General features: G+C 63.2%; 26 protein-coding genes and 1 pseudogene. 9 read left to right on the top strand and 18 right to left on the bottom strand.

The window, feature by feature from the left end; genetic code table 11:
• Positions 1 to 6: 6 nt before the first annotated feature.
• Positions 7 to 531: a carboxymuconolactone decarboxylase family protein gene (locus tag B5525_RS28045; protein WP_079568906.1), complete on the bottom strand. Its 525-nt coding sequence runs from the start codon at positions 529 to 531 to the stop codon at positions 7 to 9.
• Between B5525_RS28045 and B5525_RS44505 the strand changes: the two genes are divergently transcribed.
• The gene (locus B5525_RS44505; RefSeq protein WP_154073476.1) at positions 530 to 859 is read left to right on the top strand and encodes a hypothetical protein; all 330 of its coding nucleotides are present in this window, start codon (positions 530 to 532) and stop codon (positions 857 to 859) included. The genes B5525_RS28045 and B5525_RS44505 overlap by 2 nt on opposite strands.
• Positions 846 to 971: a hypothetical protein gene (locus B5525_RS47305; RefSeq protein ID WP_276328802.1), complete on the top strand. Its 126-nt coding sequence runs from the start codon at positions 846 to 848 to the stop codon at positions 969 to 971. Before B5525_RS44505 ends, B5525_RS47305 begins: the two co-directional genes overlap by 14 nt.
• 159 nt (positions 972 to 1,130) lie before the next feature.
• On the opposite strand, the gene B5525_RS28040 is transcribed toward B5525_RS47305, so the two are convergent.
• From B5525_RS28040 to B5525_RS27985, 12 genes are all read right to left on the bottom strand, one after another.
• Positions 1,131 to 1,493, bottom strand: a complete 363-nt coding sequence (locus B5525_RS28040; protein ID WP_079568905.1) for a Zn-ribbon domain-containing OB-fold protein — start codon at positions 1,491 to 1,493, stop codon at positions 1,131 to 1,133.
• Positions 1,490 to 2,626, bottom strand: a complete 1,137-nt coding sequence (locus B5525_RS28035) for a thiolase family protein (protein WP_079568904.1) — start codon at positions 2,624 to 2,626, stop codon at positions 1,490 to 1,492. Before B5525_RS28035 ends, B5525_RS28040 begins: the two co-directional genes overlap by 4 nt.
• A gap of 162 nt (positions 2,627 to 2,788) precedes the next feature.
• Positions 2,789 to 3,955: an acyl-CoA dehydrogenase family protein gene (locus B5525_RS28030; protein WP_079568903.1), complete on the bottom strand. Its 1,167-nt coding sequence runs from the start codon at positions 3,953 to 3,955 to the stop codon at positions 2,789 to 2,791.
• A gap of 5 nt (positions 3,956 to 3,960) precedes the next feature.
• Positions 3,961 to 5,172 carry a CaiB/BaiF CoA transferase family protein gene (locus B5525_RS28025; RefSeq protein WP_079568902.1) on the bottom strand — a complete coding sequence of 404 codons (1,212 nt, stop codon included), beginning with the start codon at positions 5,170 to 5,172 and terminating at the stop codon, positions 3,961 to 3,963.
• 353 nt (positions 5,173 to 5,525) lie between these two features.
• On the bottom strand, positions 5,526 to 6,695 hold the full coding sequence (locus B5525_RS28020) for an acetyl-CoA acetyltransferase (RefSeq protein WP_079568901.1): 1,170 nt from the start codon (positions 6,693 to 6,695) through the stop codon (positions 5,526 to 5,528).
• A gap of 54 nt (positions 6,696 to 6,749) precedes the next feature.
• Positions 6,750 to 7,394: a bifunctional 4-hydroxy-2-oxoglutarate aldolase/2-dehydro-3-deoxy-phosphogluconate aldolase gene (eda, locus tag B5525_RS28015; protein WP_079568900.1), complete on the bottom strand. Its 645-nt coding sequence runs from the start codon at positions 7,392 to 7,394 to the stop codon at positions 6,750 to 6,752.
• Positions 7,391 to 8,335, bottom strand: coding sequence for a sugar kinase (locus B5525_RS28010; protein WP_079568899.1), 945 nt, complete (start codon positions 8,333 to 8,335; stop codon positions 7,391 to 7,393). The genes eda and B5525_RS28010 overlap by 4 nt, the downstream gene beginning before the upstream one ends.
• Positions 8,336 to 8,351: 16 nt before the next feature.
• Entirely contained in the window at positions 8,352 to 9,338 is a 987-nt protein-coding gene (gene denD, locus B5525_RS28005) for a D-erythronate dehydrogenase (protein WP_079568898.1), read from the bottom strand.
• Between the two features lie 203 nt (positions 9,339 to 9,541).
• Entirely contained in the window at positions 9,542 to 10,450 is a 909-nt protein-coding gene (locus B5525_RS28000; RefSeq protein ID WP_079568897.1) for a carbohydrate ABC transporter permease, read from the bottom strand.
• Positions 10,443 to 11,402 carry a carbohydrate ABC transporter permease gene (locus tag B5525_RS27995; RefSeq protein WP_079568896.1) on the bottom strand — a complete coding sequence of 320 codons (960 nt, stop codon included), beginning with the start codon at positions 11,400 to 11,402 and terminating at the stop codon, positions 10,443 to 10,445. Before B5525_RS27995 ends, B5525_RS28000 begins: the two co-directional genes overlap by 8 nt.
• 129 nt (positions 11,403 to 11,531) lie before the next feature.
• A complete protein-coding gene (locus B5525_RS27990) occupies positions 11,532 to 12,857 on the bottom strand; it encodes an ABC transporter substrate-binding protein (RefSeq protein ID WP_079568895.1) in 1,326 nt (441 codons plus the stop codon).
• A gap of 69 nt (positions 12,858 to 12,926) precedes the next feature.
• The gene (locus tag B5525_RS27985) at positions 12,927 to 13,988 is read right to left on the bottom strand and encodes an ABC transporter ATP-binding protein (RefSeq protein ID WP_079568894.1); all 1,062 of its coding nucleotides are present in this window, start codon (positions 13,986 to 13,988) and stop codon (positions 12,927 to 12,929) included.
• A gap of 182 nt (positions 13,989 to 14,170) precedes the next feature.
• Between B5525_RS27985 and B5525_RS27980 the strand changes: the two genes are divergently transcribed.
• The 7 genes and pseudogenes from B5525_RS27980 (at position 14,171) to B5525_RS27950 (ending at position 20,568) form a co-directional block, all read left to right on the top strand.
• The gene (locus B5525_RS27980) at positions 14,171 to 15,202 is read left to right on the top strand and encodes a LacI family DNA-binding transcriptional regulator (protein WP_079568893.1); all 1,032 of its coding nucleotides are present in this window, start codon (positions 14,171 to 14,173) and stop codon (positions 15,200 to 15,202) included.
• Positions 15,203 to 15,393: 191 nt separating this feature from the next.
• A complete protein-coding gene (locus B5525_RS27975; protein ID WP_079568892.1) occupies positions 15,394 to 17,202 on the top strand; it encodes an IlvD/Edd family dehydratase in 1,809 nt (602 codons plus the stop codon).
• 117 nt (positions 17,203 to 17,319) lie between these two features.
• Positions 17,320 to 18,054 (top strand): SDR family oxidoreductase, encoded by a 735-nt coding sequence (locus B5525_RS27970; protein WP_079568891.1) that lies wholly within the window; start codon positions 17,320 to 17,322, stop codon positions 18,052 to 18,054.
• Positions 18,055 to 18,194: 140 nt separating this feature from the next.
• Positions 18,195 to 18,941 (top strand): SDR family NAD(P)-dependent oxidoreductase, encoded by a 747-nt coding sequence (locus tag B5525_RS27965; protein WP_079568890.1) that lies wholly within the window; start codon positions 18,195 to 18,197, stop codon positions 18,939 to 18,941.
• 15 nt (positions 18,942 to 18,956) lie between these two features.
• Positions 18,957 to 19,339, top strand: a pseudogene (locus B5525_RS27960) (GFA family protein).
• Positions 19,340 to 19,418: 79 nt separating this feature from the next.
• A complete protein-coding gene (locus B5525_RS27955) occupies positions 19,419 to 20,099 on the top strand; it encodes a site-2 protease family protein (RefSeq protein WP_079568889.1) in 681 nt (226 codons plus the stop codon).
• A 52-nt stretch (positions 20,100 to 20,151) separates the two neighbouring features.
• Complete coding sequence (locus tag B5525_RS27950; protein ID WP_154073888.1) at positions 20,152 to 20,568, top strand: hypothetical protein; 417 nt, start codon at positions 20,152 to 20,154, stop codon at positions 20,566 to 20,568.
• Between the two features lie 43 nt (positions 20,569 to 20,611).
• Here B5525_RS27950 and B5525_RS27945 read toward each other — a convergent pair whose 3' ends face one another.
• The 5 genes from B5525_RS27945 to B5525_RS27925 all read right to left on the bottom strand — a co-directional run bounded on the left by B5525_RS27945 (position 20,612) and on the right by B5525_RS27925 (position 24,288).
• Positions 20,612 to 21,406, bottom strand: a complete 795-nt coding sequence (locus B5525_RS27945; RefSeq protein WP_079573868.1) for a cell envelope integrity protein TolA — start codon at positions 21,404 to 21,406, stop codon at positions 20,612 to 20,614.
• Positions 21,407 to 21,454: 48 nt separating this feature from the next.
• Positions 21,455 to 21,922, bottom strand: coding sequence for a TonB system transport protein ExbD (exbD, locus tag B5525_RS27940; protein ID WP_079568888.1), 468 nt, complete (start codon positions 21,920 to 21,922; stop codon positions 21,455 to 21,457).
• Between the two features lie 3 nt (positions 21,923 to 21,925).
• Positions 21,926 to 22,915, bottom strand: coding sequence for a tonB-system energizer ExbB (exbB, locus tag B5525_RS27935; protein ID WP_079568887.1), 990 nt, complete (start codon positions 22,913 to 22,915; stop codon positions 21,926 to 21,928).
• A gap of 123 nt (positions 22,916 to 23,038) precedes the next feature.
• Positions 23,039 to 23,476 (bottom strand): DUF2946 domain-containing protein, encoded by a 438-nt coding sequence (locus B5525_RS27930; RefSeq protein ID WP_244567607.1) that lies wholly within the window; start codon positions 23,474 to 23,476, stop codon positions 23,039 to 23,041.
• 122 nt (positions 23,477 to 23,598) lie between these two features.
• Positions 23,599 to 24,288 (bottom strand): Fe2+-dependent dioxygenase, encoded by a 690-nt coding sequence (locus tag B5525_RS27925; protein WP_079568885.1) that lies wholly within the window; start codon positions 24,286 to 24,288, stop codon positions 23,599 to 23,601.
• Between the last annotated feature and the right edge of the window lies 1 nt (position 24,289).

The raw sequence follows: 24,289 nt of genomic DNA, 5'->3' as shown, positions 1-24,289 counted from the left end.
GCCCGTTCAAACCACTTCCGACACCGGCTGCATGTCGATCGCAAAGGTTTCCAGAAATTTCGAGGTCATGATGTAGAAGCCGACCGAGAGCTGCAGCTCGACCAGCGCGGCCGGCGTCAGCCTGGACGCAATCGCGTCGAAGGTCGCGTCGGTCGGACGGCGCAGCGTGACGATCTCGTCGGCGAAGGCGAGCGCGGCGCGCTGGGTTTCGCTGAAGCAGGTCGCGGACTTCCAGTCCTGCAGCGCGTCGTTCTGCTCGTCGGTGACGCCGACATTCTTGCCGATGCGCTTGTGCGCGACCACCTCGTAAGGCGCTTCGCACAGGATCCCCGTGCGCGTGATCGCCAGTTCACGCACCACCGGATCGAGTTCGCCCTTGTGGCGGATCGCGCCGCCGAGCCGGCAATATTGTTCGAAATAGCTCGGCGAATGCGCCATCATGCGGAAGATGTTGGCGTTGCGGTTCTTGCCGAGGATTTCACGGGTGCGTTCGTTGGATTTCGAAGTATCGCAATAGTCGATACGGGCCATGGTTCTCCCCAGCGGTTTTTATGGCGGGCTGCTTCAACAAGCGGCAGGTTTCGTCGGCAACAGTATCCGCCCACCCGAGCCCGGGCAACCGCGCGGCATTCCCGGTCTGCGAGCGCGCCTTGCGGGACGCACTTTAAAATTCCACCCGGCGCGCACAAACCGGCTGCAACCGAGCCAAAATGCCGCCGCATTACTGGCCGACCTTGAGACCATCGACATTCGCCGAGTGGGGACTCATCAAAGCGAATATCGTCGTGGGGTGTTCCGAGTAAAAATTCTGACCGTCGATGCGCGCCTTCGCGCAGCGATGAGTCATGCCCAAGTCTAGGGAGGTCGGCATGAAGGTGGCCAGCAAGAGGGCGGCCTCGGAAGCACTTGCGCAGTTGCTGGCGGTGACGGCCATGCTGGTCATCGCCAGCTTCGTATTCTACGCACGATAAAGCCCGCTCGTCACCCTGCCCCGGCGCGGCAAGACGAGCGGCTGACGTTCTCGGGTCGCGGCGCATCACGCATAGCGTGACCCGAGACGGGGTGGGGTGAAGGGCAGGTTTGTGTATCACCCCACCCCGGCGCTTTCTGGCGGACGGCGCCTTGCGCCATCATCTCGCGAAATAGGGAACGAGGCGTCCGGCGAACGGCACGAACCGCGCGGTCACCTTGTCGCCGATCGCAAGATCGTGGTCGCCATGGGCCATCATGCGAAAGCCTTCCGACGTGTCGACCAGAACGATATTGTAGGGAATATGCGCGCGGGTTTCCGGCGTGGCGGCGCGGCAGACCAGCGAGGTCGCGTAGACCGTGCCCTCCCCGCTAGCGCGCTTCTCGACCGGGTCCGGCGCGCCGCAGGCAGAGCAGAAGCTGCGGCGGAAATATTGCATATTTCCGCAAGGCTCGCAGGCTTGATAGACGATCGCTTCCGCGCCCGTGGTCCAGTCCGCTGGCGTCTGCTTGCTTTCGCTCATCGCACCCGCTCCCAAAACATGCTGACATGCGACGACAACACGCCGCCGTCGCCATGCAGCAGCGCGATCGAGGCGTCGCGCACCTGGCGACTTCCAGCCCGTCCGGTCATCTGCAGATGGGTTTCGACCAGATGCGCCATGGCGCCGCCGACGCCGCAATGGCCGTAGCTCAACAGGCCGCCATGGGTATTGAGCGGCATCTCGCCATCGCGGCCGAAATATCCAGCGCGCACCCGCGCGGCCGCCTCGCCGCGCCCGGCCAGGCCGAGGTCTTCCAGCAACATCGCCAGCGTGATGGTAAAGCTGTCATAGACCGCGGCGTAGCGTACGTCCGAGATCGCAACGCCGGCCGCCTGCTTCGCCCGCGCAATGGCGATCTCGGCGCCGAGCTCACTCAAGGCAGGTGCCGCCGTGACATGCTGGTGGGTGTGCGCCTGCGCGCAACCGCGGACGCGCACGCCGGTCGCGCCGGTCCGTTCGCGGCTGATGACAAACGCGGCACCGCCGTCCGACACCGGACAGCAGTCCAGAAGTTTTAACGGCAGCGCCACCGGCTTCGACGCCATGACGTCGGCGACCGTGATCGGGTCGCGAAACTGCGCGCCGGGATGACTAAACGCATGGCTTCGCATCAGCACCGCGAATTCAGCGAGATCTTCCTGCGTGACGCCGTATTCATGCATGTAGCGCGAGGCGACCAGACCGTAATAGGCCGGGATCGTCGGCCCCAGCGGCACCTCGTAGTCGGGATGGCCGACCTGCGCCAGCGCCAGGATCGAGGCATCGCGGCTTTGTCCGGTCAGCCGGTTCTCGCCCGCCACGACAAGCACGTGCCGGGCCACGCCTGCCTCGACCAGATGATGCGCCAGCATGGTCATGGCGAGACCCGTGGCGCCGCCGACCTGCACGGCATGGGCGTAGGAAGGGCGAATGCCAAAATGCTCGGCGAACACGGTGGCCAGCATGATGTGCGGCGAAACCGTCGAATAGCCGCAGAGCACGCCATCAATATCGGCGCGCTTGAGTCCGGCATCCGCTATCGCGAACTCGGCGGCCTTGCTCATGAGATCGAGCGAGGATGAGCCCTCATGCTTGCCGTAGGACGTGAGGCCGACGCCGGTGATGAAGCTCATGGCAATACGACTTCGTTGGATTCCGTCATTCCGGGATGGTCCGAAGGACCAGACCCGGAATCTCGAGATTCCCCGATGTGCAATTGCACATCGTGGCTCGCTGCTACGCAGCGCCCCGGAATGACGGCATTGAAAGTGACGACCTCCGTCATCGCCAAACCCTCAATACGACTTCGGCAGGCCCAGCACCTTCTCGGCAATGAAACTGAGAATAAGCTGCGGGCTGATCGGGGCGATGCGGGGGATCAGGGATTCCCGCAAATATCGCTCGACATGATATTCCTTGGCGTAGCCGAACCCGCCATGGGTCATCACCGCCTGCTCGCAGGCGTGAAAACCCGCTTCCGCGGCCAGATATTTCGCCGCGTTGGCGGCGGGCCCGCAGGGCAGGCCCTGATCGTATTGCCACCCCGCCGACAGCACCATCAGCCAGGCCGCTTCCAGTTCCATCCAGTTCTTCGCCAGCGGATGCTGAATGCCCTGGTTCATGCCGATCGGGCGGTTGAAGACGATGCGGCCCTTCGCGTAAGCCGAAGCGCGCGACAGCGCGATCTTGCCGAGCCCGATCGCTTCCGCCGCGATCAGAATCCGCTCCGGATTCATGCCGTGCAGGATGTATTCGAAACCGCGCCCCTCTTCCCCGAGGCGATCCTCGACGGGGATTTCAAAATTCTCGAAGAACAATTCGTTGGAGTCGACGGGCTTGCGGCCCATCTTCTCGATCTCATGCACCGCGACGCGCTTCTTGTCGAAGTCGGTATAGAACAGGCTCAGGCCCTGGGTCGCGGTCTTCACCTCTTCCAGCGGCGTGGTGCGTGCCAGCAGCAGGATCTTGTTGGCGACCTGGGCGGTGGAAATCCAGACCTTCTGGCCGTTGACGATATATTTGTCGCCGTTGCGCACCGCGCGGGTTTTCAACTGGGTGGTGTTGAGCCCGGTATTCGGCTCGGTGACGGCGAAGCAGGATTTGTCCGCGCCGGAAATGATCGGCGGCAGCATGCGCCGGCACTGTTCCTTGGTGCCGAACACGACCACGGGATTGAGTCCGAACACATTCATATGCACGGCGGAGGCGCCGGACATGCCGGCGCCGGATTCCGCGATGGTCCGCATCATGATCGCGGCGTCCGTGATGCCCAAACCAGAACCGCCGAATTCCTCGGGGATGCAGATGCCGAGCCAGCCGGCATCGGCCAGCGCGCGGTGGAAGTCGGCGGGGTAGCCGCCCTCCTTGTCCTTCTTCAACCAGTAGGCATCGTCAAAGCGCGAACAGATTTTCCCGATCGCGTCGCGGATCGACTCCTGATTGGCTGAAAGCGCAAAATCCATGGGGCTCAATCCCTCTTGCTGTCAGGCGCCGCCCGGGTGACGCCGTCGCGCACCAGTGTCGCGATCTCGTCAGCGGAAAATCCCGCCTCGCGCAGAATTTCCGCGCCGTGCTCGTTGAGGCGCGGCGCCAGCCGCGACGGCCCCGCCGTGGTCTCCGACCAGGTCGCGGACACCTTCATATTGCGGATCCTGCCTTCGGTCGGATGATCGACCACCGGAAAGTAATCGGTCGCGACCAGATGCGGGTCCTGCAGCATGCTTTCGAGATCGTGCATCGGCATTACGGGCACGTCGGCGTTGTCGAGCAGTTCGGTCCACTCGGCGGTGGTACGCGTCTCGAAGTTGCGAGCCAGTTCCGCGTAGACCATGTCGATATTGACGGCGCGCCCGGCAAAGGTCGCAAACCGGGGATCGCGGCGCAGGTCGTCACGGCCGGTGGCCTCGAAGAAATTTTCCCACTGCTTGTCGTTGTAGACGATCACGCAAATATAGCCGTCGGATGTCTTGTAGGGCCGCCGGTCGCGTGACAAATGCCGCGCATAGCCGCCCTTGTCGAGCGGCGGCTCGTAGGTCAGTCCGCCCATGTGGTCGCCCATGACAAAGCCGGCCATGGTCTCGAACATCGGAATATCCAGGCGCTGGCCGCGCCCGGTGCGGTCGCGATGCACCAGGCTGGCGCAGATCGCGCCGACCGCCGTGAGGCCGACGATGCGATCGACCAGCGCGTTCGGGACATAGCGCGGAATGCCGTCGCTGGTCTGCGCCATCAGCGCCGGCAACGCGGTCGCGCCCTGGATCAGATCGTCATAGGCGGGTTTTGCGGCGTAAGGGCCGTCCCGGCCGAAACCGAACACGCCGGCATAGATCAGCCGCGGATTGATTTTTGCGACCACGTCGTAACCGAGCTGCAGCCGCGCCATCGCCTGCGGCCGCACGTTGTAGACCAGCACGTCAGCCGAGGCGATCAGCCGCAATACCGCCTCGCGCCCGGCCGGCTTTTTCAAATCGAGGCAGATCGAGCGTTTGCTGCGGTTGGTGTTGAGGAATACCGGGCCCATGCCGGGATGGCGCGTGGGGCCGATCAGGCGGGTGACGTCGCCCTCGAGCGACTCGATCTTGATGATGTCGGCGCCGTAGTCGCCGAGCATCTGGGTGGCATAGGGCCCCATCAGCACGGTCGTCATGTCGACGACCTTGATGCCCTCTAGTGGTCCCATGGCTAAGTTTCGCTCCCGGCGATCGATGGCGCGCTGGTTCGCAACCTGTTCTCGGAACTAGTAACGGCAGGCCAGAGCCAAGATCAAGGGCGCCAGGCGTATGGGCGTATGCGCGGGAGGGCCGCTTGGCATCGTCCGGGATATCGCCCCAACATCAGCCGTCATCGTCCGCCATCCGGTCCGGCCTTTGGCCGGCCGGACGACAGGCTCCGGCGGACGATCCAGTATTCCGGGGCGTCGCAGCGTAATCTCAAAGAGCGCGGCATACTGGATGCCCCGCTGGAGCCTGTCATCGCGCTCGCCGAAGGCGAGACCCGGTGGCAGGGCATGACGGTTCCTAACAGTAACGCCGCTTACTTCGCCGGCTCCAGCAGCGAGACGTAATTGGCGACCGCCGCGCCGCCCATGTTGAAGATGCCCGCGAGTTTCGCGTCCTTGATCTGCATGCCCTCGGGGGCCTGGTTCAAGAGCTGCATCGCGGTCATCACATGCATGGACACGCCGGTGGCGCCGATCGGGTGGCCCTTCGCCTTCAATCCGCCGGAGGGATTGATCGGCAGCCTGCCGTCCTTCTGGGTCCAGCCTTCCAGAATCGCGCGCGCGCCCTGCCCGCGCGGCGTCAGGCCCATCGCCTCGTATTCGATCAGTTCGGCGACGGTGAAGCAGTCATGGGTTTCGACAAAGGACAGGTCGGAGAGCGTAACACCGGCCGACTGCAGCGCGCGCTGCCAGGCCACGGTGCAGCCTTCGAACTGCAGGATGTCGCGCTTGGACATCGGCAGGAAATCCTGGGCATGGGCGGTGGCGCGGATATTAACCGCCTTGCCCATGGTCTTTGCCGTTTCGGCATCGGTCAGGACCAGCGCGGCTGCGCCATCGGAGACCAGTGAGCAGTCCGTGCGCTTCAGCGGGCCCGCCACGAATGGGTTCTTCTCGCTCTCGGAGCGGCAGAATTCATAACCATAATCCTTGCGCATCTGCGCGTAGGGATTGGCGACGCCGTTCTTGTGGTTCTTGGCGGCGATCATCGCCAGCGCATCGGACTGGTCGCCATATTTCTGGAAATAGGCCTGCGCGATCTTGCCGAACACGCCGGCAAAGCCGCCGGGGGTGTCGCCGTCCTCCGGCAGATAGGACGCCTTCAACAAATTCTTGCCAATCTCGGGGCCAGGAGTCCGCGTCATCTGCTCGACGCCAACCACCAGGACGATTTTTGCGGCACCGGCGGCAATGGCGCGGATGCCCTGATGCACGGCCGCCGAGCCGGTGGCGCAGGCATTCTCGACCCTTGTGGCCGGCTTGAACCGCAACGCCGGATCGGCCTGCAGCACCAGGGAGGCCGTAAAATCCTGCGGCGAGAAGCCGGCATTGAAATGCCCGAGCACGATCTCGTCGACATCGCCCGCGGAAATGCCGGCGTCGGCGAGCGCCTCGTTGGCGACCTTGACGACCAGGCTTTCCACGGTTTCGATATCGAGTTTGCCGAATGGTGTATGCGCCCATCCGACGATGCTGGCTGTCATGGCGGCTCTCCCTGTCTGGCTCTGATCGATATCTAGTCTATTGGCTGGAGGAATTCACGCCGGTTTCAGCGATTTCATCGTCCGCTGGCAAATGGCAGTTATGCCGGCCCAGTTGCCTGAGCGGATTTCCGCCGCCGGACACAGCCAGGATCCGCCCACCGCCACCACGTTCGGCTCGCTCAGCCACCCCTTGGCGTTGGCTTCGCCAATCCCCCCGGTCGGGCAGAACCGGGCATCCGGAAACGGACCCGCCAGCGCGCGAAGGGCGTTGATACCGCCGGATTGCTCGGCCGGGAAGAACTTGACGAGGTTGAAGCCATGAGCGAGCGCCTGCATCAGTTCGGAGGCCGTCGCGATCCCCGGCGCGAACGGCAACCCGCTCGCGGCGGCGGCCTTCAGCAACTCAGGCGTTGCGCCCGGACTGATGCCGAATTTGACGCCGATCGCCTCCGCGCGCGCCAGATTGCCCGCATTCAGGATCGTGCCGATTCCGACGATCGCCTCGGGCACGCCGGCCATGATGGCCTTTGCGGCCGGAATCGCAACCGGCGTACGCAACGTGACTTCCAGCACGCGCACGCCTCCGGCAACGAGCGCCTTGGCGAGCGGTACCGCGTCCTCGAGCCGTTCGATGGTCAGGACGGGGATGACTTGGGCCGGCCCGAACAGCGCAGCGAGTGTTTCCTGTTTCGCCGTCATCGCGAGGCTTTCCGAGAGGATTGAGGATCGGGCAACATATTTGCCGGCATGGCCGAGCGCGGGATGATGGCGCCGGGATAGCCCACCACGACGCCGCCAAGGCGATGTCCCGCCTGCGCGGCTTCGACTGGCCCCGCGCCCGCCAGGCGGGCGGCGATGTAGGCGGCCGAAAAACTGTCGCCGGCCGCGGTGGTGTCGACAACGGGCCGTATCGCGGGCTCCGCGTTCACCGCCCGCGAAACCCCTTCAAACCGCACCAGGCTCCCAGGCCGGAGCAGTTTCAGGACAACCTCGTTGCAGGGTATGCGTGCCATCAATTGCTCGTCGCTTTCGTCGGGATAAAGCGGCAGCAGATCCTCCGTCGAGGCCAGCACAATATCCGATGCCGCAAACGCTTCGTCAAAGACGGCGCGCGCAATGTCGGGATCGGGCCAGCCACGTGCGCGGAAGTTGGTGTCGAAGGCGATGCGGGCGCCAAGCTTTCGCGCGTGGTGGAGTGCGCCCAGCAATTTGGTCCGCCCCTGGGTGCTATAGATCGACAGCGAGATGGCCGAGAGATAGACGATGTCATAGGTCGCGAGCGAATCCAGGATCTCGTCGGTCTCGGGTAAATCCATCAGGCTGCGCGCGGCCGCGCTTTCCCGCCAATGGAAGAACCGGCGGTCGCCGAATTCATCAGTCTGGATCATGTAGAGGCCGGGCAATTTGCCTTTCAACCGCGCGACCCGGCTGGTTCCGACACCCTCCCCGGTCCAGCCCGCGATCATCTCGTCGCTCAGGGTATCGTCCCCGAGCGCGGTGATGTAGTCGACCGCGGCGCCAAGGCGGGCGAGATAGACGGCTGTATTCAGGGTATCGCCGCCAAAGCCGCGCGAATACAGGCCGCGTTCGGCCTGCTTCAGTTCGATCATGCACTCGCCGATGCAGGCCACCTTGGTCATGGCTGCATCCCCGGGCTCAGGCCACGAACTTGCCGCCAAGTTCGTCCTCGACGTGAATCCGGATGATGTCGTCGAAGGTCTTTTCGGCCGTGGTGAAGCCGAGTTGCAGCGCCCGTTTCGGCTCGAAATCACGCGGCCAGCCGCCGACGATGCCGACAATGAACGGATCCGGCTCGCGCTTGATGCGGGCAGCGACCTTATCGCCCGCCACCCGCTTCAGCGCGGCGATCTGTTCGCCGACGGTCGCGGACAGGCCGGGCATGGTGAGATTGCGGCGCGGGCCGACGACGCCTGAGTCCAGTGTCGCGGCATGCAACAGGAAACCAACGGCCGAGCGCGGCGTGGCATGCCAGTGGCGGACGTCCTCGGAGACCGGCAGGATCGCCTCCTTACCCGCGAGCGGCTCACGCAGGATGTTGGAAAAGAAGCCGGACGCGGCCTTGTTCGGCAGGCCCGGACGGATGCAGATGGTCGGCAGGCGGATGCCGATGCCGTCCATGAAGCCGCGGCGGGTGTAATCGGCCAGCAGCAGTTCGTCGATCGCCTTCTGGGTGCCGTAGCTCAACAGCGGGGTGTTGAAGAACTCGTCGCCGATCTTGTCCGGGAACGGCGCGCCGAACACCGCGATCGACGACGTGAACACCACGCGGGGCTTGTAGCCGTTTCCGATCAGCCGGATCGCATCCAGCAGCATCCGCGTGCCGTCGAGGTTGATGCGATAGCCCTTGTCGAAATCGAGCTCGGCCTCGCCGGACACGATCGCCGCGAGGTGGAAAATCACGTCAGGACGGTCGGCCACCAGCTTTTCGGCGGCGCCGGCAACTGCAAAATCGCAGGTCACGGTGTCGACCGGAAAACCTGAATTGGCGGGCTGCGCCGGCGCCACCACGTCCTGCAGCGTCATGCGGGTAATGTCGCTCTTGCCAAGACGCCCGTCGCGCAACAGCCGTTCAGTGAGTTTGCGGCCGACCATGCCGGCGGCGCCCAGTACCAGAATATGCAAGACCCAACTCCTTGTTGTTCTTATTTACCTCATCCCCAGGGAGCATCGCGAAAGCGATGCGTCTCGAAGGACCGCCTACAGACGGTGCAAGCTGCCATCCTTCGAGACGCGCGCCAAGTGCGCGCTCCCCGGGGATGAGACTTGAGAGTGCGGATCCTCGAACCGATTAATTCGTCGGTGCGGTGCACGAGGCCCCGACAGGGCTACTCTTTCACAGCCCCCGTCATCGCCGACACGTAGTGCTCGACGAAGAACGCGTAGAGAATGACCAGCGGCAGCGAACCGACCAGCGCGCCGGCCATCAGCGACCCCCATTTGTAGATGTCGCCGTCGACGAACTCGTTGACGATCGCGACCGGCACCGTCTTGTTCGGGGTCGACTGCAGGAAGGTCAGCGCATAGATGAATTCGTTCCAGCACAGCGTGAAGGAGAAGATGAAGGCCGAGATCAGCCCGGGGATCGCCAGCGGCAGGATGATCTTGACGAGAATCTGCCAGCGCGTCGCGCCGTCGATCAATGCGCATTCCTCCAGCTCATAGGGAATGGTCTTGAAATATCCCATCAGGAGCCAGGTCGAGAACGGGATCAGCAGCGTGGGATAGACGAGGATAAGCGACAGCGGCGAGTCGAACAGGCCGTAGGCCTGGATGACGGAGGCCAGCGGAATGAACAGGATCGACGGCGGCACCAGATAGGCGAAGAAGATCAGTACGCCGACGGCCTCGGCGCCCTTGAACCTCAGCCGCACGATCGCATAGGCCGCCAGCACGCTGGCAAAGATCGACAGCGCGGTGGCGCCGACCGCCACGTACATCGTGTTCCAGAGCCAGCGCGGATACTGCGTCTCGAACAGCAGCTTGCTGATGTGCTTGAAGGTCGGATGGATCACCCAGAACGGGTTGAACTTGTCCATGTCGATCAGCTGTTCGTCCGGCTTGATCGACGTCAGCGCCATCCAGTAGAATGGAAACAGCAGCACGATCAGGATCACGAACAGCGGCAGATAGAGCGTCACCAGCCGGCGCGGCAGCGACTCCAGGTAACTCATGCCCTCGCTCTCGTCGCTGCGGGCGGAAGTCGGCACTTTCGACGGCAATGCTGAATCAGTCATTGTTCGATCCTTGCTGCCACTTGCGGCGCTGCATGCCGAACCAGGAAATCGCGATCGCCGCCGCCAGGAACGGGATCATCGCGGTCGCGATCGCGGCGCCCTCGCCGAGCCTTCCGCTGATGATGCCGCGCTGATAGCTCAGCGTCGCCATCAGATGGGTGGCATTCACCGGGCCACCGCGCGTCAGCGCCCAGATCAGCTGGAAGTCCGTGAACGTGAACAGCACGGAAAAGGTCATGACCACGGCGATGATCGGCGTCAGCAGCGGATAGGTGATGAACCGGAAGCGCTGCCAGCTGGTGGCACCATCCAGCGTCGCCGCCTCGTAGAGCGAGGGCGATACCGTCTGCAGACCCGCCAATAGCGTGATCGCGACGAACGGCACGCCGCGCCAGATATTGGCGAAGATCACACTGCCGCGCGCCCAGTTGGTGTCGCCGAGGAAATTGATGTTGTGATCGATCAGGCCGAGCCTGATCAGCGACCATGAAATGATCGAGAATTGCGAATCGTAGATCCACCAGAACGCGATCGCCGACAGCACGGTCGGCACGATGAAGGGGATCAGGACGATGGAGCGGATCAGCGCCTTGAACGGCATGTGCTGGTTCAACAGCAGCGCGAGATAGAGACCGACCGCGAATTTGATGGCGCTCGCAACGATCGTATAGAGCAGCGTGTTGAACACCGAGAGCCAGAAGATGGAATCATCCCACAGCCACTGGTAGTTCTCGAGGCCGATGAAAACACCGGTACGGCCGATGCGCTCGTCGGTAAAGCTCATCCAGACGCCGAGGAACAGCGGATAGGCCAGGAACAGGATCAGGAACGCCGCCGCAGGCAGCATGAACCACAGCGCCATCCAGTTACGGTTGGTCCGCAACCGCATCCAAAGCGACGGCGCATCAGCCCCCGCTGCGGGCACCGGCATCGATGTCTGGACGGTACTCATTCCGCTCTCAACTCCAAGGCGCTGGGCTCCAGGTATTTCAGATGTATTTCAGATGACGCCCGGCGCTCGGCTTGCCCGGCGCCGAGCGTCATCAGGAAACGATCCGGCGCGGCGAACCGCGCCGGCAGTTCAGGCCCGGAAGATGCGCTTGGCGGAACGCTCCGCCGAAGCCATCGCGGTTTTCACGTCCTCGCGTCCGGTGCAGTAGTTCGCGAACATGTCGACCAGCACGAAGTCGGCGATCGCGGCCGCGGCATTCTCGCCCAGCTTGCCGACGCCGGCCGGGGTCGTCGCCGTTGCGGCCACCTCGCGGTAGGGCGTGTTCTTGGGGTCAGCCGTCCAGATCGGATTGGCATCATACGCCTTAAGGAAGTGCGACAGGTAACCCTGCGCCGCCTCGATCCACGGATTGAACTGCTCAGGCTCGAGCAGGAAGGCCGTGAACGCCTTGCAGGCCTGCGGATATTTGGTGAAGTTGTAGACCAGAATCGGGAAGCCGAGATGCATTTCCCGGGTCTTTCCGTCCAGGCCGGCCGGCAGATGGGCGTGGTTCATGTCTTCGGCGATCTGCGGATTTTCTTTCTTCGCCGTGACGTAGATCGAAATGCCGTTCACCGTGAGGAAAAGCTGGCCCGCCAGGAAAGCCTTGTTGTTGGAACTGTCGTTCCAGGATGCCGTACCGGGCACGAAATTGTCGTAGAGACCCTTGACGTATTCGAGCGCCTTCGCCGTCTCCGGCGAGTTGATGACGACCTTGTTGTCCTTGTCGATCAGGTTGCCGCCATGGGCCCACAAGGCCCAATGCGTCCAACCGTTGGCGTCGCCCGAGGCGTGTCCGAGCGCCATGCCGCCGGGCGTGCCGTTCTTGTTCATGGCCTTCACGAGTTCGGAGAAGCCGGCGAGATCCTTCGGAAATTCCTTGAAGCCGGCTTTCTCCATCGCGGAGATGCGATAGTTCACGAGCCCGCCCGTGGCCGCCACGGGAATGCCGATCCACTTGCCGTCCAGCTTGCCGTAGGCTTCGCCCGACGGGAACCAGCCGCCGGACTTCTTGCCGAGATAGTCAGCGACGTCGGTCATGTCGGTGCACTTGTTCGGGAACAGGAAAGGCAGCGTGTAGAGGCCCCAGACCATGTCGAGGCCCTGCCCGGTGTTGGCTGCAACCGACGCCTTGGGCTGGATATCGTCATAGGATTCGTTGGACACGTTGATCGTCACGCCGGTAGCCTTCTGGAAGGCATCGACGATCTTCATGAAGGCGACGTCCTCGGATTCGACGAAGCGCTTCCAGCGCAGCAAATTGATCTTGGCGCCGGCCTCCGGCTTCCATTGCGCGGTCTGCGCCCAGGCCTTGGCATAGCCCAGCAACTGGTCGCTCGACATGGTTGCCGCGGCGGCCAGCATGGTCGCACCACCCTTGAGCAGCGAGCGCCGGTCGGTTGTAAAATGACTCATCTGAAGTCGTCTCCCTGTTTTATTGCTGTTTTATTGGCTCTTTGATCGACCAATTGCCTCATCGATAGTTCAAAGTCGCTTGCCCGTCGCCTCGTCGAACAGATGAATGACGCCCGGATCCGGCTTCAGCCGGATCTTGTCGCCGGGATTGAATTGATGACGCTCGCGGAACACGGCAACGACCTGTTCGCCGCCGAGTTTGGCGAAGACCTGGGTTTCCGATCCGGTCGGTTCCACGACCACGATCTCCGCTTCGGCGCCATCATCCGCGATGGTGAAATGCTCCGGCCTGACACCGTAAACCACAGGGCGGCCGTCGGAATTGGCGGGGGCTGACGCCAGCGGCAGCTTCAGGCCGTTTGGCCCTTCGAAGCTCGCGCTGCCGTTCGCCTTGACCTTGCCCTTGAGGAAATTCATCGCCGGCGAACCGATGAAGCTGGCGACGAACTGGTTGTCCGGCTTGTCATAGAGTTCGAGCGGCGATCCCATCTGCTCGACGATGCCGTCATGCATCACCACGATCTTGTCGGCCATGGTCATGGCTTCGATCTGGTCGTGGGTGACATAGACCGTGGTCGTCTTCAGCCGCTGGTGCAGTTCCTTGATTTCGGTGCGCATCGCGACGCGGAGTTTGGCGTCGAGGTTGGAGAGCGGTTCGTCGAACAGGAAGACCTGCGGATCGCGTACGATCGCCCGCCCCATCGCGACGCGCTGGCGTTGTCCGCCGGACAATTGCCGCGGATAGCGATCGAGCAGCGGCGTCAAATCCAGGATTTCCGCGGCGCGCTTGACACCCTTGCCGATTTCGTCGGCGCTGGCGCCGCGCAGCTTCAGCGAAAATCCCATGTTGTCGGCGACCGTCATGTGCGGATAGAGCGCATAATTCTGGAACACCATGGCGATGTCCCGCTCTTTCGGCTGGACGTTGTTCACCACGCGGTTGCCGATCGAGATGGTTCCGGAGGTGATGTTTTCCAGCCCGGCAAGCATGCGCAAGAGCGTGGATTTGCCGCAGCCGGAAGGCCCGACCAGCACGACAAACGCGCCGTCCTCGATTGGAACAGTCACCCCGTGCAGGACCTCAAAGCCCCCGAACGACTTCCGCACGTCGCTAATCTGCACCGACGCCATATACTTCCTCTCCGTGTTTCCCGGCGTCGTACGGCGAAGCCGTCGCTGCTCTGCTTTTTTCAACTTCGATGTGGAAGTCGAACTTGATTGCCATTGTCCGCAATTCGACGACCATTAGCAATCGACTGGTAGCGCTGTCAATCTTCGTTTAACTTCGGGAACTCCTGTGATATGAGCGCTCCATGGAGAGGAAACGAGCGAAGTCCGGCGAAATCCGGCTCACCGAGGTTGCCAAGCTCGCCGGGGTCAGTCCGATCACCGCATCGCGGTTTTTCAGGAAGCCCGAAGCGCTGTCCCTGAGCAAGCGGGAACGGGTCGCCAGCGCGGCCAAGGAGCTGGGCTACGTGCCGAACCTGGCGGCGCGCGCGCTCGCCTCGCAGCGCACCGAGGTGATCGGCGTCATGATCCCGTCCCTGACTAACAATGTGTTTTCCGACGTGCTGCGCGGCATCTACGACGCCTCGGAAGGAAGCCGCTACAGCATTCAGCTTGCCAATACGCGCTACAGCATCCTGCAGGAGGAAAAGCTGCTGCGCCTGTTCCAGGCACAGAAGCCGGCCGGGCTGATCGTGACCGGCATCGACCAGACCGCGGAATCCCGCGCGGTCATGGAAGCCATGAATTGCCCGATCGCGCAGATCATGGAGATCGGATCCGACCCGGTCGACATGATGGTTGGCTTTTCGCACTATGATGCCGCATTTGCAGCGGTTTCCCACCTTCTTGCGCAGGGTTTCCAGCGCGTCGGATTTCTCGGCGCGCAAATGGATCCCCGCGTGCAGCGGCGCCTGCAGGGCTACAGCGACGCCATGAAGGCGGCCTCGCTGTTCGACCCGCGCATCATCCTGACCACCCCGGTACCGACCACCGTGACGCTGGGCGGGACACTGCTCGCCGACCTGCTCTCAAGGACGCCGGACGTCGAGGCGGTGCTCTGCGTCAATGACGACCTCGCGCTCGGCGTGCTCTTCGAATGCCAGCGCCGGCACATATCGGTCCCCGACGCCATGGCGATTGTCGGCTTCAACGATTTGGAGTTCATGGCTGCCGCGGTCCCTTCCCTGACCAGCGTGCGAACCAACCGCTACGAAATGGGCCGCAGCGCCGTCACCATGGTGACGGCGGCGATTGACGGTAATCACCCACCGAAGCCGGTGGTCGACCTCGGTTTCGAACTCATGATCCGGCAAAGCTCGGCGGCGCGAAGCCCTTGAGGCTCGCGCCCCAATCAAATGATCGTAGCGAAAAAAATGGTAGCGCTACCTTTTGGGCAGGGCTAATACTAAATCTCTAGAACAAGCCGGGGCCAGCCCGGCATGACGGAAGATGCGTTTGCTGAACGTGGTGAAAGCTGCCATCGCGCGGTAGGCTACGTTCCAAAGAATGCATTGCGGAGGAAACAACAATGAATAAGCCGCTTACCGGCGTCACTAGGCGCAAACTCCGCTCCAGCGAGTGGTTCAACAACCCCCATAACCCCGGGATGACCGCGCTCTATCTCGAGCGCTACCTCAATTACGGCCTGACCCGCCACGAACTGCAATCCGGCAAGCCGATCATCGGCATCGCGCAGACTGGTAACGATCTTTCGCCGTGCAACCGCCACCACCTCGAACTGGCGCACCGCGTCCGCGAGGGAATCCGCGCCGCTGGCGGCATCGCGATGGAGTTTCCGACCCATCCGATCCAGGAGACCGGCAAGCGTCCGACCGCGGCGCTCGATCGCAATCTCGCTTATCTTGGCCTTGTGGAAATCCTGTTCGGCTATCCCCTGGACGGCGTGGTCCTGACCACGGGCTGCGACAAGACCACCCCCGCCTGCCTGATGGCGGCGGCGACCGTCAATTTACCGGCGATCGTGCTGTCCGGCGGGCCGATGCTGAACGGCTGGCACAAGGGCGAGCGCTCGGGCTCGGGAACCGTGGTCTGGAAAGCCCGCGAGCAGCTCGCCGCGGGCGAGATCGACTACGAGGAGTTCATGAATATAGTGGCCTCCTCGGCGCCCTCGGTCGGCCATTGCAACACCATGGGAACCGCCTCGACCATGAATTCGCTGGCGGAGGCCTTGGGCATGTCGCTTCCGGGCTGCGCCGCGATCCCCGCCCCCTACCGCGAGCGCGGCCAGATCGCCTACGAAACAGGCGCCCGTATCGTCGGCATGGTCTGGGAGGATCTCAAACCCTCCGACATCCTGACGCGCAAGGCATTCGAGAACTGCATCGTCGTCAATTCGGCGATTGGCGGGTCGACCAACGCGCCGATCCATATCAACGCGCTCGCCCGCCATGTCGGCGTGGAACTCGAGATCGACGACTGGCAGAAATACGGCCATGACGTGCCGCTGCTGGTGAACATGCAGCCGGCCGGGTTCTACCTCGGCGAGGAATATCACCGTGCCGGCGGCGTGCCGGCGGTGGTCGGCGAATTGATGCGGCACAAGCGCATCCATGAAGACGCCATGACCGTCAACGGCCGCGGCATGGGTGACAACTGCCGCGATGCGCCCAGGCCCGACGGCGACGTGATCTGGACATACGACAAGCCGCTGGTGAAGGACGCGGGCTTTTTGGTCCTGCGCGGCAATCTCTTCGATTCCGCGATCATGAAGACCAGCGTCATCTCGAAGGAATTCCGCGACCGTTATCTGGTCAATCCCAAGGATCCGAACGCGTTCGAGGGACGCGCCATCGTGTTCGAGGGCCCGGAGGATTATCACGCGCGGATCGACGATGCCTCGCTCGATATCGACGAGCACTGCATCCTGTTCGTACGCGGCACCGGCCCGATCGGCTATCCCGGCGGCGCCGAGGTGGTGAACATGCAGCCGCCGGCCGCGCTGATCAAACGCGGCATCCTGTCCCTGCCCTGCATCGGCGACGGCCGCCAGTCCGGCACCTCGGGCTCGCCCTCGATCCTGAACGCCACGCCGGAAGCCGCTGCCGACGGCGGGCTCGCGATCCTCAAGACCGGCGACAAGGTTCGCATCGACCTCAACAAGGGCAGTGCGAATATTCTGATCTCGGACGAGGAGATCAAGAAGCGTCGCGCGGAGTTGAAGGCCAAAGGCGGCTTCCCCTATCCCGCCAACCAGACGCCGTGGCAGGAACTCTACCGCTCGACCGTCGGCCAGCAGGCCACCGGCGCCTGCATGGAGTTCGCCACCCGCTATCACGACATCGCCGGGAAAGTCGGCGTGGCGAGGGATAATCATTAGAACCTGTCGTCATTGCCGGGCTTGACCCGGCAATCCATCTCTTCAGAAGAGGATGGATACGCGGGTCAAGCCCGCGTATGACGAGCAAAATTCGACGATAATATTCGGGAGAAAAAAATGTCAGACCGCCTCAAGGGCAAACGCGCCTTCGTCACCGCAGGTGCGGCGGGCATCGGGCGTGCCACGGCCATCGCCTTTGCGCGCGAAGGCGCCACCGTGTTCGCCACCGACATCGACGAAAAGGGCCTCGCCACGCTCGCCAAGGAAGGCGTCTCCGAAGTGGCGCGGCTCGACGTGTGCGATACCGCCGCCGTGAATGCGATGGCCAAGCGTGTCGGCCCGGTCGATATCCTGTTCAACGCGGCGGGCTTCGTGCACCACGGCACTGTGCTGGAATGCTCGGACGAAGACTGGGATTTTTCCTTCGACCTCAACGTCAAGTCGATGCACCGCACGCTGCGGGCGTTCCTGCCGGGCATGCTGGAAAAAGGCGGCGGCTCGATCGTCAACGTCTCCTCGGCCGCCGGCGTGTTCAAGGCGGCCCCCAACCGCTACGTCTACGGCGCGACCAAGGCGGCGGTCGCAGCACTGACGCGCGCGGTAGCCGTCGATTTCATCACCAAGGGCATCCGTTGCAACTGCATCTGCCCCGGCACCATCGAGACGCCGTCGATGCTGGACCGCGCGGCGGCGGCGGGTCCGCAGGGGCGCGAAATGTTCGTCAGCCGCCAGCCAATGGGGCGACTCGGCACCGCCGAAGAAATCGCAGCCCTCGCGGTCTATCTCGCCAGCGACGAAAGCGCGTTCACCACCGGCGTCGCCCACATCATCGACGGCGGCTGGACGCTGTAGGAGATGTGAAATAACTCCTCATCCCGAGGAGCGGCCTCTTGGCCGCGTCTCGAAAGATGGGCCACGGGCATCATGGTTCGAGACGCGCGCAAAAGCGCGCTCCTCACCATGAGGACCACCAAACGAAAGGACCCTCCCCAATGAACAAGATCGATCTGAACGGCCGTTGCGCCGTGGTCACCGGCGGCGCGCAAGGGTTTGGGCGCGCGATCACCGAACGCTTTGTCAGTTCCGGCGCCAAGGTGGCGATCTGGGATCATGACCTGCCGTACGCCGAGAAGACGGCCAAGGAAATCGGCAGCTCCGTTATCGCGTTCAAGGTGGACGTGTCGGATATCGCCGCGGTCGAGCAGACCCGCGACGCGACGCTCAAGGCGTTCGGCAAGATCGACATCCTCGTCAACAATGCCGGCATCGCCGGGGTCAACAAGACGGTGTGGGAAACCGATCTCGACGAATGGCGCAAGGTGCTGCGCATCAATCTCGACGGACCCTTCATCTGCTGCAAGGCGATCGTACCTTCGATGGTCAAGGAGAAATACGGCCGCATCGTCAACATCGCCTCCATCGCCGGCAAGGAAGGCAACCCCAACGCGGCGCATTACTCGGCGTCGAAAGCCGGCCTGATCGCGCTGACCAAATCGCTCGGCAAGGAACTCGCCGGTTACGACATCGCCGTCAACGCGGTAACGCCGGCCGCGGCCAAGACCGCGATCTTCGACCAGCTGACGCAAGCGCATATCGACTTCATGCTGTCGAAGATCCCGAAGAACCGTTTTGTCCTGGTGGAAGAGCTCGCGGCGATGGTGGCGTGGCTGGCGTCGGAGGATTGCTCGTTCTCGACCGGCGCGGTGTTCGATATTTCCGGCGGGCGCGCGACGTATTAGAGCATGGGCGACATCATGATCCGAGAAGGTGGATGCCTGTGCGGCGCGGTGCGGTTCAGGGCCGAGGGCGAGCCGATCAATGTCCGCATCTGCCATTGCCGCAACTGCCAGAAGGCGATGGGATCGCCTTTCTTTGCCCGCGCGCTGTTCCCGCAAACCGCGAAGGCGAGACGGCCCGCTATGCCTCGTCGGAGGCGCTCGACCGGGTGTTCTGCAAGAGCTGTGGCACGCGGCTGTTCTCCTGGCGGCGGAACGGAACCGCTGCGGGCGTGGCACTGGCCACCTTCGACGACCGCAACGCATTTGCGCCGACCGACCACATCTGGTTCGCGGAAAAGATGGACTGGGTGAAGCTCGACGACGGCCTGCCGCAATATCAGGGGACGGTGCCGGCCTGAGCCGCAAGCCCCCTGTTGGCGGCGTTGGTTCATGAATACATGTTAGCCCAGCCCAGCCATCGAACCGGTCAGGACGCCCGTGAATATCAGCCTCTACGACCTGTCGGTCTGGGTACTGCCGCTCATCATCGCCATCACCTTCCATGAGGCCGCGCACGGCTTCGTCGCCCATGCCCTCGGCGACAACACCGCCTTTGACCGCGGCCGGGTCAGCTTCAATCCACTTGTCCATATCGATCCCTTCGGCACCCTGATACTGCCGGCGATGCTGCTGCTCGCCCATTCGCCGTTTCTGTTCGGCTATGCCAAGCCGGTACCGGTGAACTTTCGCGCACTTCGCAATCCCCGGATCGATATGGTCTGGGTGGCGCTGGCCGGCCCCGCCACCAATATCGCGCTGGCTCTGGCCGCCGCTTTGGCGTTCCATATCCTGGGCTTCCTGCCTGCGAATGCGGCGCAATGGGTCGCCGACAACCTCAAAAACACACTTCTCATCAATGTCGTGCTGGCGGTTTTCAATATGCTGCCGATACCTCCGCTGGACGGCGGCCGGGTCGCGGTCGGGCTGCTGCCGCGGGCGCTCGGCGCGTCCCTCGCCCGCTTGGAACCGTTCGGAATGCTGATCCTGATCGGAATTCTGATCCTGCTTCCGCTTGCCGGTTCGCAGTTCGGTCTAAATCTTGATATTATCTCAACCATACTGCAAACGATGACCGGCTATGTAATCCAACTGCTTCTGGTGGTCACCGGGAACGCGTAATGCAAATAAACCGCCGGAAAAGGCCGAGGGCATGGTGATCAAGGCTGCCGATATGCTGATCGCGCGACGCGCGGACACTAGGGCCAGAGCCGATTTCGCGACCTGGAAGATGATGGCCAAGCTGAACGGCGCGTCTGCGCTGCCCCAGGAGGCCCAGACCTTCCTCAAAAGCTACAAGGGCCTGCTCAAGCAGATGCCCGAGACCGAGGCGACCGAGGCGACCATCAAGCTGATGTACCAGGCCTATTACGGCGAGATGGGCGGCGCCGGCACACCGCCCGAGCTTCCCGCCCAATCGCCCGTTCAAGAGAAAGACAACGTCACCGCCTTCAAGCGTCCGCCGGCGCCGAAGAAAGCCGCCGGGCGGAAGGCGATGGGTGGGACGGACGCAAAACCCCGGCTGCCGGTGGCGCTGATCTTCGCCTCCCTGGTCGTCGTCTATGTCGGCATCCAGTTTTACCTGCGCTGACGTACGGCCGAAACTTTGAAGGCGGGTCAACGCCGCCCGGAAATCAGCTCTTTCCCTTGACCCGGAAGATCACCGGCAAGGTGAAATTCAATCCCTCGTCGGCGACCGTCGGCGGTGGCCGCGGCACCGGATCGGATTTTCGCACCATCGCCAGCGCCGCCTCATCGAACGCGGCGTCACCGGATCCCTTGACCACACTGGCCGACAATACATGTCCCAGCCGGTCGAGCACGAAGCTGACCAGTATCTCGGCACTCTTCAGCGAACGCTCCGCCGGGTAGCGCTTGTGCCTGTCCAGATGGGCGATCAGTTCCTTCTGCCAGGTCGCGCGGATCCGCCGCGCGCTTTCGCCGGTTCCCTGCGCCGGAGCGACCGAGCGCGTCCCTTCCGGAATATTTTCCGAACTCGGCGTCGCGGTCGCCTCCGCCGCGACCGATTCCGTGGATGCCGCCGCCTGCACCGCGGCGATTTTCGTATCGTCCTCCACCGGCTTCTTGGAATCGTTCGGCGTCACCACCCGATCCGGATCCTCGGTTTCCGTCGGCGTGTCCTTTGGCAGGTCGGTCTCTTTCAGCTCGGCCTTCTGTTCGGCGATCGCCGGCGACGCCACGGACGCCTCGGTGTCCGGACCCGGCGGCAGATCGGTCGGTTCCAGATGGGGCGACGTCATCTCCAAGCCGATCTCGATCGCAGGCGCACCGAGGTCCTCATCTAGGTCCACGCTATTGAGATGCGCGATCGCCAGCGCCGCGCCGCCCAAGTGAAGCGTGAGCGCGCCCAGGCCTGCGAAGATCCACAGCCGCCGGGACGATCTTGATTCAGTATCGAGGTCGGACATCGCGATCACGTCATATGCTCAAGGTCTTGATACGCTCAAGTCTTGCGCTCAAGGTTTTGGAGTTTCCAGCGCCGGTGGGTCCGCGTTCGGAACACCTTCCAGCGCCACCAGCTTGATCTTCGAATAGCCGCCGGCGCGCAGAATCTCCAGCACGTCCATCATCTCGCCGTAAGGCACCGCGCGATCGGCGCGCAGGAAGATGAAGCGATCCTTGCTGCTGTCTGCCATCGCATCCAGCGTGCGCACGAGATCACCGCGCTTGACCGGGTTCTCCCCGACCGCCAGCGCGAGGTCGGGCTTGATCGTGAGATAGGTCGGCTTGTCCGGCTTCTTCTGCGGGGTCGCGGTCGAGGACGGCAGGTCAATCGGAAGATCGACGGTCGACAGCGGCGCCGCCACCATGAAGATGATCAGAAGGACGAGGATGACGTCGATGAACGGCGTGACGTTGATCTCGTGGGTTTCCGCGAAATCATGGTCGTCGTCGATGTCACTGTCTGAGAGTGAAATGGCCATCGCCTACTCCGCCGCGCGCGAATTGATGCTGCCGAGCGAACTGACATGGGTGCGGTCGAGATCGCGCGACAACAGCCGTGCCGCCGCGCCCGAAGCCCGGCCGATCAGTTCCAGGTAACCCTTCGTCACCCGCGAAAAGTGATTGTAGATGATGACGGCCGGAATCGCCGCGGCGAGGCCGAAGGCGGTGGCGAGCAGCGCCTCGGCGATGCCGGGTGCGACCACGGCCAGATTGGTGGTCTGCGATTTCGAAATGCCGATAAAGCTGTTCATGATGCCCCACACCGTGCCGAACAGTCCGACGAAGGGCGACGTCGCGCCGATGGTCGCCAGCACGCCCATGCCGAGCCGGATCCGCCGCGCCTCGGCGCGCACGATCTCGGCAAAGCTCGAGGCCGCCCGCTCCTTGATGCCGGCGTCGCTGGAAATTCCCGCCGACAGCCTGCCCTCGCGCATTGCGGCGGCCAGCAACGACGACAGCACGCTGTCCTTGGCGCCAAGCGCGAACTGCGCTTCCGCCAGCGAGCGGGCATCGCCGATCTTTTTGAGGGCCCCGCGCAATTTGCGCTGCACGACCGACAGCTCGACCATCTTGGCGATGAAAATGGTCCAGGTCATCAGCGAGGCGAAGGCCAGCCCGATCATCACGGCCTTGACCAGGACGTCGGCCGACAGGAACATCGACCACGGCGACAGCTCGTGCAGCCCGGTCGATTTCAGCGCCTTGCCGCCGGTATCGGCGGAAACCGGCGCGTCCGAGGCTGCGGGCACCGGCGCGGATGGAATGGCCGCCGATGTCGCCGGAGCCTGCATCGCCGGCGCGGCTTGCGCCGGAACGGTCGCGGGTTGCGACAGCGCGGGAGCTTGTTGCGCCGCGGGGGCTGCGCCCTGCTGCTGCGCGGATGCTGGCGACGCAAGCAACAGTGTCGCGAGCGCCGACATCAAGCCGAGATTCATCACGCCAAGAGTCGCTCGAAGGGAAAAACGTTTCATAGTGCGGTCCAGTTGCGGATCAGAATGTGACGCATGCATCCGGCCAGCCAAAGCGCTTGCGGAATGCCGCGGAGATCGCGATGCGGCCGAATGGACGTGAACACGTCATGCCGGCCACCGATGTCAGGCGGTCGGCGGCGCGCGCGGCTGGAAGGCGACGCGTACCGGGTCCGGTTCGGCGAAGCGTGCGGCGATAGGCTTGTAGGAGAATGCGGTCGCATGCGGCGACGGCAGCAAAGGTGGTGCCGCGTCCAGCATGGTATTGGCCAGCGCCATGACGGCGCAGATCGCGCAATCGTCGCCGGCATGACCCAAGGGCGCATGATCGGAAGAGGTCTTCAGCCGGACCGGGACCACGATCTTCGCACCAAAGACCTTCGGGCCAGGGATATTCGCAGGTGAAACGGCCTGGTCCGATGCATCAGCCGCGAAAGCAATGCCGTCGTGCAGTCCCTGCCGCGTCGCATCCGCCGATGCAACTGACGCGTGGCCGCCGTGGAAATGTCCGAACGACAACAGAAACTGGATCGCCAGCGCGAGCAACGCGAGCTGCGATCCCATTCTGATGTTTGATCGGAACCATTTCATGTCGGCACGCGCCTTGACAGCAACATCTGGAAACCCGCCGCAGCTGCTCCGACTGTTACAGTATAACATCTCGGGGATCGCGCCTAGCGAAGTGTTCATACTTCGGCCCAGTAGCGAATGAGGTTGTGATAGATACCCGTCAATTTGACCGTTTCAGGGTCATTTCGGCCGAGACGCTGGACCAGTTCCTGAATCGCCGTATCGAGATCGAAGATCATGCTGCGGGCGTGGGCATCCCGGATCATGCTCTGCAGCCAGAAAAACGACGCCACGCGCATGCCGCGGGTGACCGGCGTCACCATATGCAGGCTGGACGAGGGATAAAGCACGAGATCGCCGGCCGGCAGCTTGACCTCGTGGGAGCCGTAGAGGTCTTCGACCACCAGTTCCCCGCCGTCATATTCCGAAGGCTCCGACAGAAACAGCGTCACCGACAGATCGGTCCGGATCCGCAAGCCGCTGAGACGATCCCCGCGCACGGCGTTGTCGACGTGGATGCCGAAATGGTGCCCGCCCGCGGCGGCATAACGATTGAACAGCGGCGGAAAGATCTGCAGCGGCACCGCCGCCGAGACGAACCGCGGACTGGACGTCAGTGCCGAGATGATGCGGTTGCCGAGCTTGCGTGCCAGTTCGCTGTCCGGCGGCAATTGCTCATTACTTTTGACATCGGCCGACTGCGCGCCCGCGGTGGAACGGCCGTCTTCCCACGCGTGGCCATCCATCAGGAGGCGGAAATCCGCCACCTCGTTTTTGCTGAGGACCTGGGGGACACAGATCATCATG

The sequence above is a fragment of the Bradyrhizobium erythrophlei genome (assembly GCF_900129505.1).
Lineage (GTDB): Bacteria > Pseudomonadota > Alphaproteobacteria > Rhizobiales > Xanthobacteraceae > Bradyrhizobium > Bradyrhizobium erythrophlei_D.
Note: the sequence above shows the minus strand (reverse complement) of the source record. Positions and strands in the feature narration are given on the sequence as shown.

Excerpts from the sequence above, each read along its gene's own strand:
- B5525_RS44505 (WP_154073476.1), top strand. The coding sequence starts at position 530 with ATGGTTCTCCCCAGCGGTTTTTATGGCGGGCTGCTTCAACAAGCGGCA.
- B5525_RS28045 (WP_079568906.1), bottom strand. The coding sequence starts at position 531 with ATGGCCCGTATCGACTATTGCGATACTTCGAAATCCAACGAACGCACC.
- B5525_RS47305 (WP_276328802.1), top strand. The coding sequence starts at position 846 with ATGCCCAAGTCTAGGGAGGTCGGCATGAAGGTGGCCAGCAAGAGGGCG.
- B5525_RS28040 (WP_079568905.1), bottom strand. The coding sequence starts at position 1,493 with ATGAGCGAAAGCAAGCAGACGCCAGCGGACTGGACCACGGGCGCGGAA.
- B5525_RS28035 (WP_079568904.1), bottom strand. The coding sequence starts at position 2,626 with ATGAGCTTCATCACCGGCGTCGGCCTCACGTCCTACGGCAAGCATGAG.
- B5525_RS28030 (WP_079568903.1), bottom strand. The coding sequence starts at position 3,955 with ATGGATTTTGCGCTTTCAGCCAATCAGGAGTCGATCCGCGACGCGATC.
- B5525_RS28025 (WP_079568902.1), bottom strand. The coding sequence starts at position 5,172 with ATGGGACCACTAGAGGGCATCAAGGTCGTCGACATGACGACCGTGCTG.
- B5525_RS28020 (WP_079568901.1), bottom strand. The coding sequence starts at position 6,695 with ATGACAGCCAGCATCGTCGGATGGGCGCATACACCATTCGGCAAACTC.
- eda (WP_079568900.1), bottom strand. The coding sequence starts at position 7,394 with ATGACGGCGAAACAGGAAACACTCGCTGCGCTGTTCGGGCCGGCCCAA.
- B5525_RS28010 (WP_079568899.1), bottom strand. The coding sequence starts at position 8,335 with ATGACCAAGGTGGCCTGCATCGGCGAGTGCATGATCGAACTGAAGCAG.
- B5525_RS28000 (WP_079568897.1), bottom strand. The coding sequence starts at position 10,450 with ATGACTGATTCAGCATTGCCGTCGAAAGTGCCGACTTCCGCCCGCAGC.
- B5525_RS27995 (WP_079568896.1), bottom strand. The coding sequence starts at position 11,402 with ATGAGTACCGTCCAGACATCGATGCCGGTGCCCGCAGCGGGGGCTGAT.
- B5525_RS27990 (WP_079568895.1), bottom strand. The coding sequence starts at position 12,857 with ATGAGTCATTTTACAACCGACCGGCGCTCGCTGCTCAAGGGTGGTGCG.
- B5525_RS27985 (WP_079568894.1), bottom strand. The coding sequence starts at position 13,988 with ATGGCGTCGGTGCAGATTAGCGACGTGCGGAAGTCGTTCGGGGGCTTT.
- B5525_RS27980 (WP_079568893.1), top strand. The coding sequence starts at position 14,171 with ATGGAGAGGAAACGAGCGAAGTCCGGCGAAATCCGGCTCACCGAGGTT.
- B5525_RS27975 (WP_079568892.1), top strand. The coding sequence starts at position 15,394 with ATGAATAAGCCGCTTACCGGCGTCACTAGGCGCAAACTCCGCTCCAGC.
- B5525_RS27970 (WP_079568891.1), top strand. The coding sequence starts at position 17,320 with ATGTCAGACCGCCTCAAGGGCAAACGCGCCTTCGTCACCGCAGGTGCG.
- B5525_RS27965 (WP_079568890.1), top strand. The coding sequence starts at position 18,195 with ATGAACAAGATCGATCTGAACGGCCGTTGCGCCGTGGTCACCGGCGGC.
- B5525_RS27950 (WP_154073888.1), top strand. The coding sequence starts at position 20,152 with ATGCTGATCGCGCGACGCGCGGACACTAGGGCCAGAGCCGATTTCGCG.
- B5525_RS27945 (WP_079573868.1), bottom strand. The coding sequence starts at position 21,406 with ATGTCCGACCTCGATACTGAATCAAGATCGTCCCGGCGGCTGTGGATC.
- exbD (WP_079568888.1), bottom strand. The coding sequence starts at position 21,922 with ATGGCCATTTCACTCTCAGACAGTGACATCGACGACGACCATGATTTC.
- exbB (WP_079568887.1), bottom strand. The coding sequence starts at position 22,915 with ATGAAACGTTTTTCCCTTCGAGCGACTCTTGGCGTGATGAATCTCGGC.
- B5525_RS27930 (WP_244567607.1), bottom strand. The coding sequence starts at position 23,476 with ATGGGATCGCAGCTCGCGTTGCTCGCGCTGGCGATCCAGTTTCTGTTG.
- B5525_RS27925 (WP_079568885.1), bottom strand. The coding sequence starts at position 24,288 with ATGATGATCTGTGTCCCCCAGGTCCTCAGCAAAAACGAGGTGGCGGAT.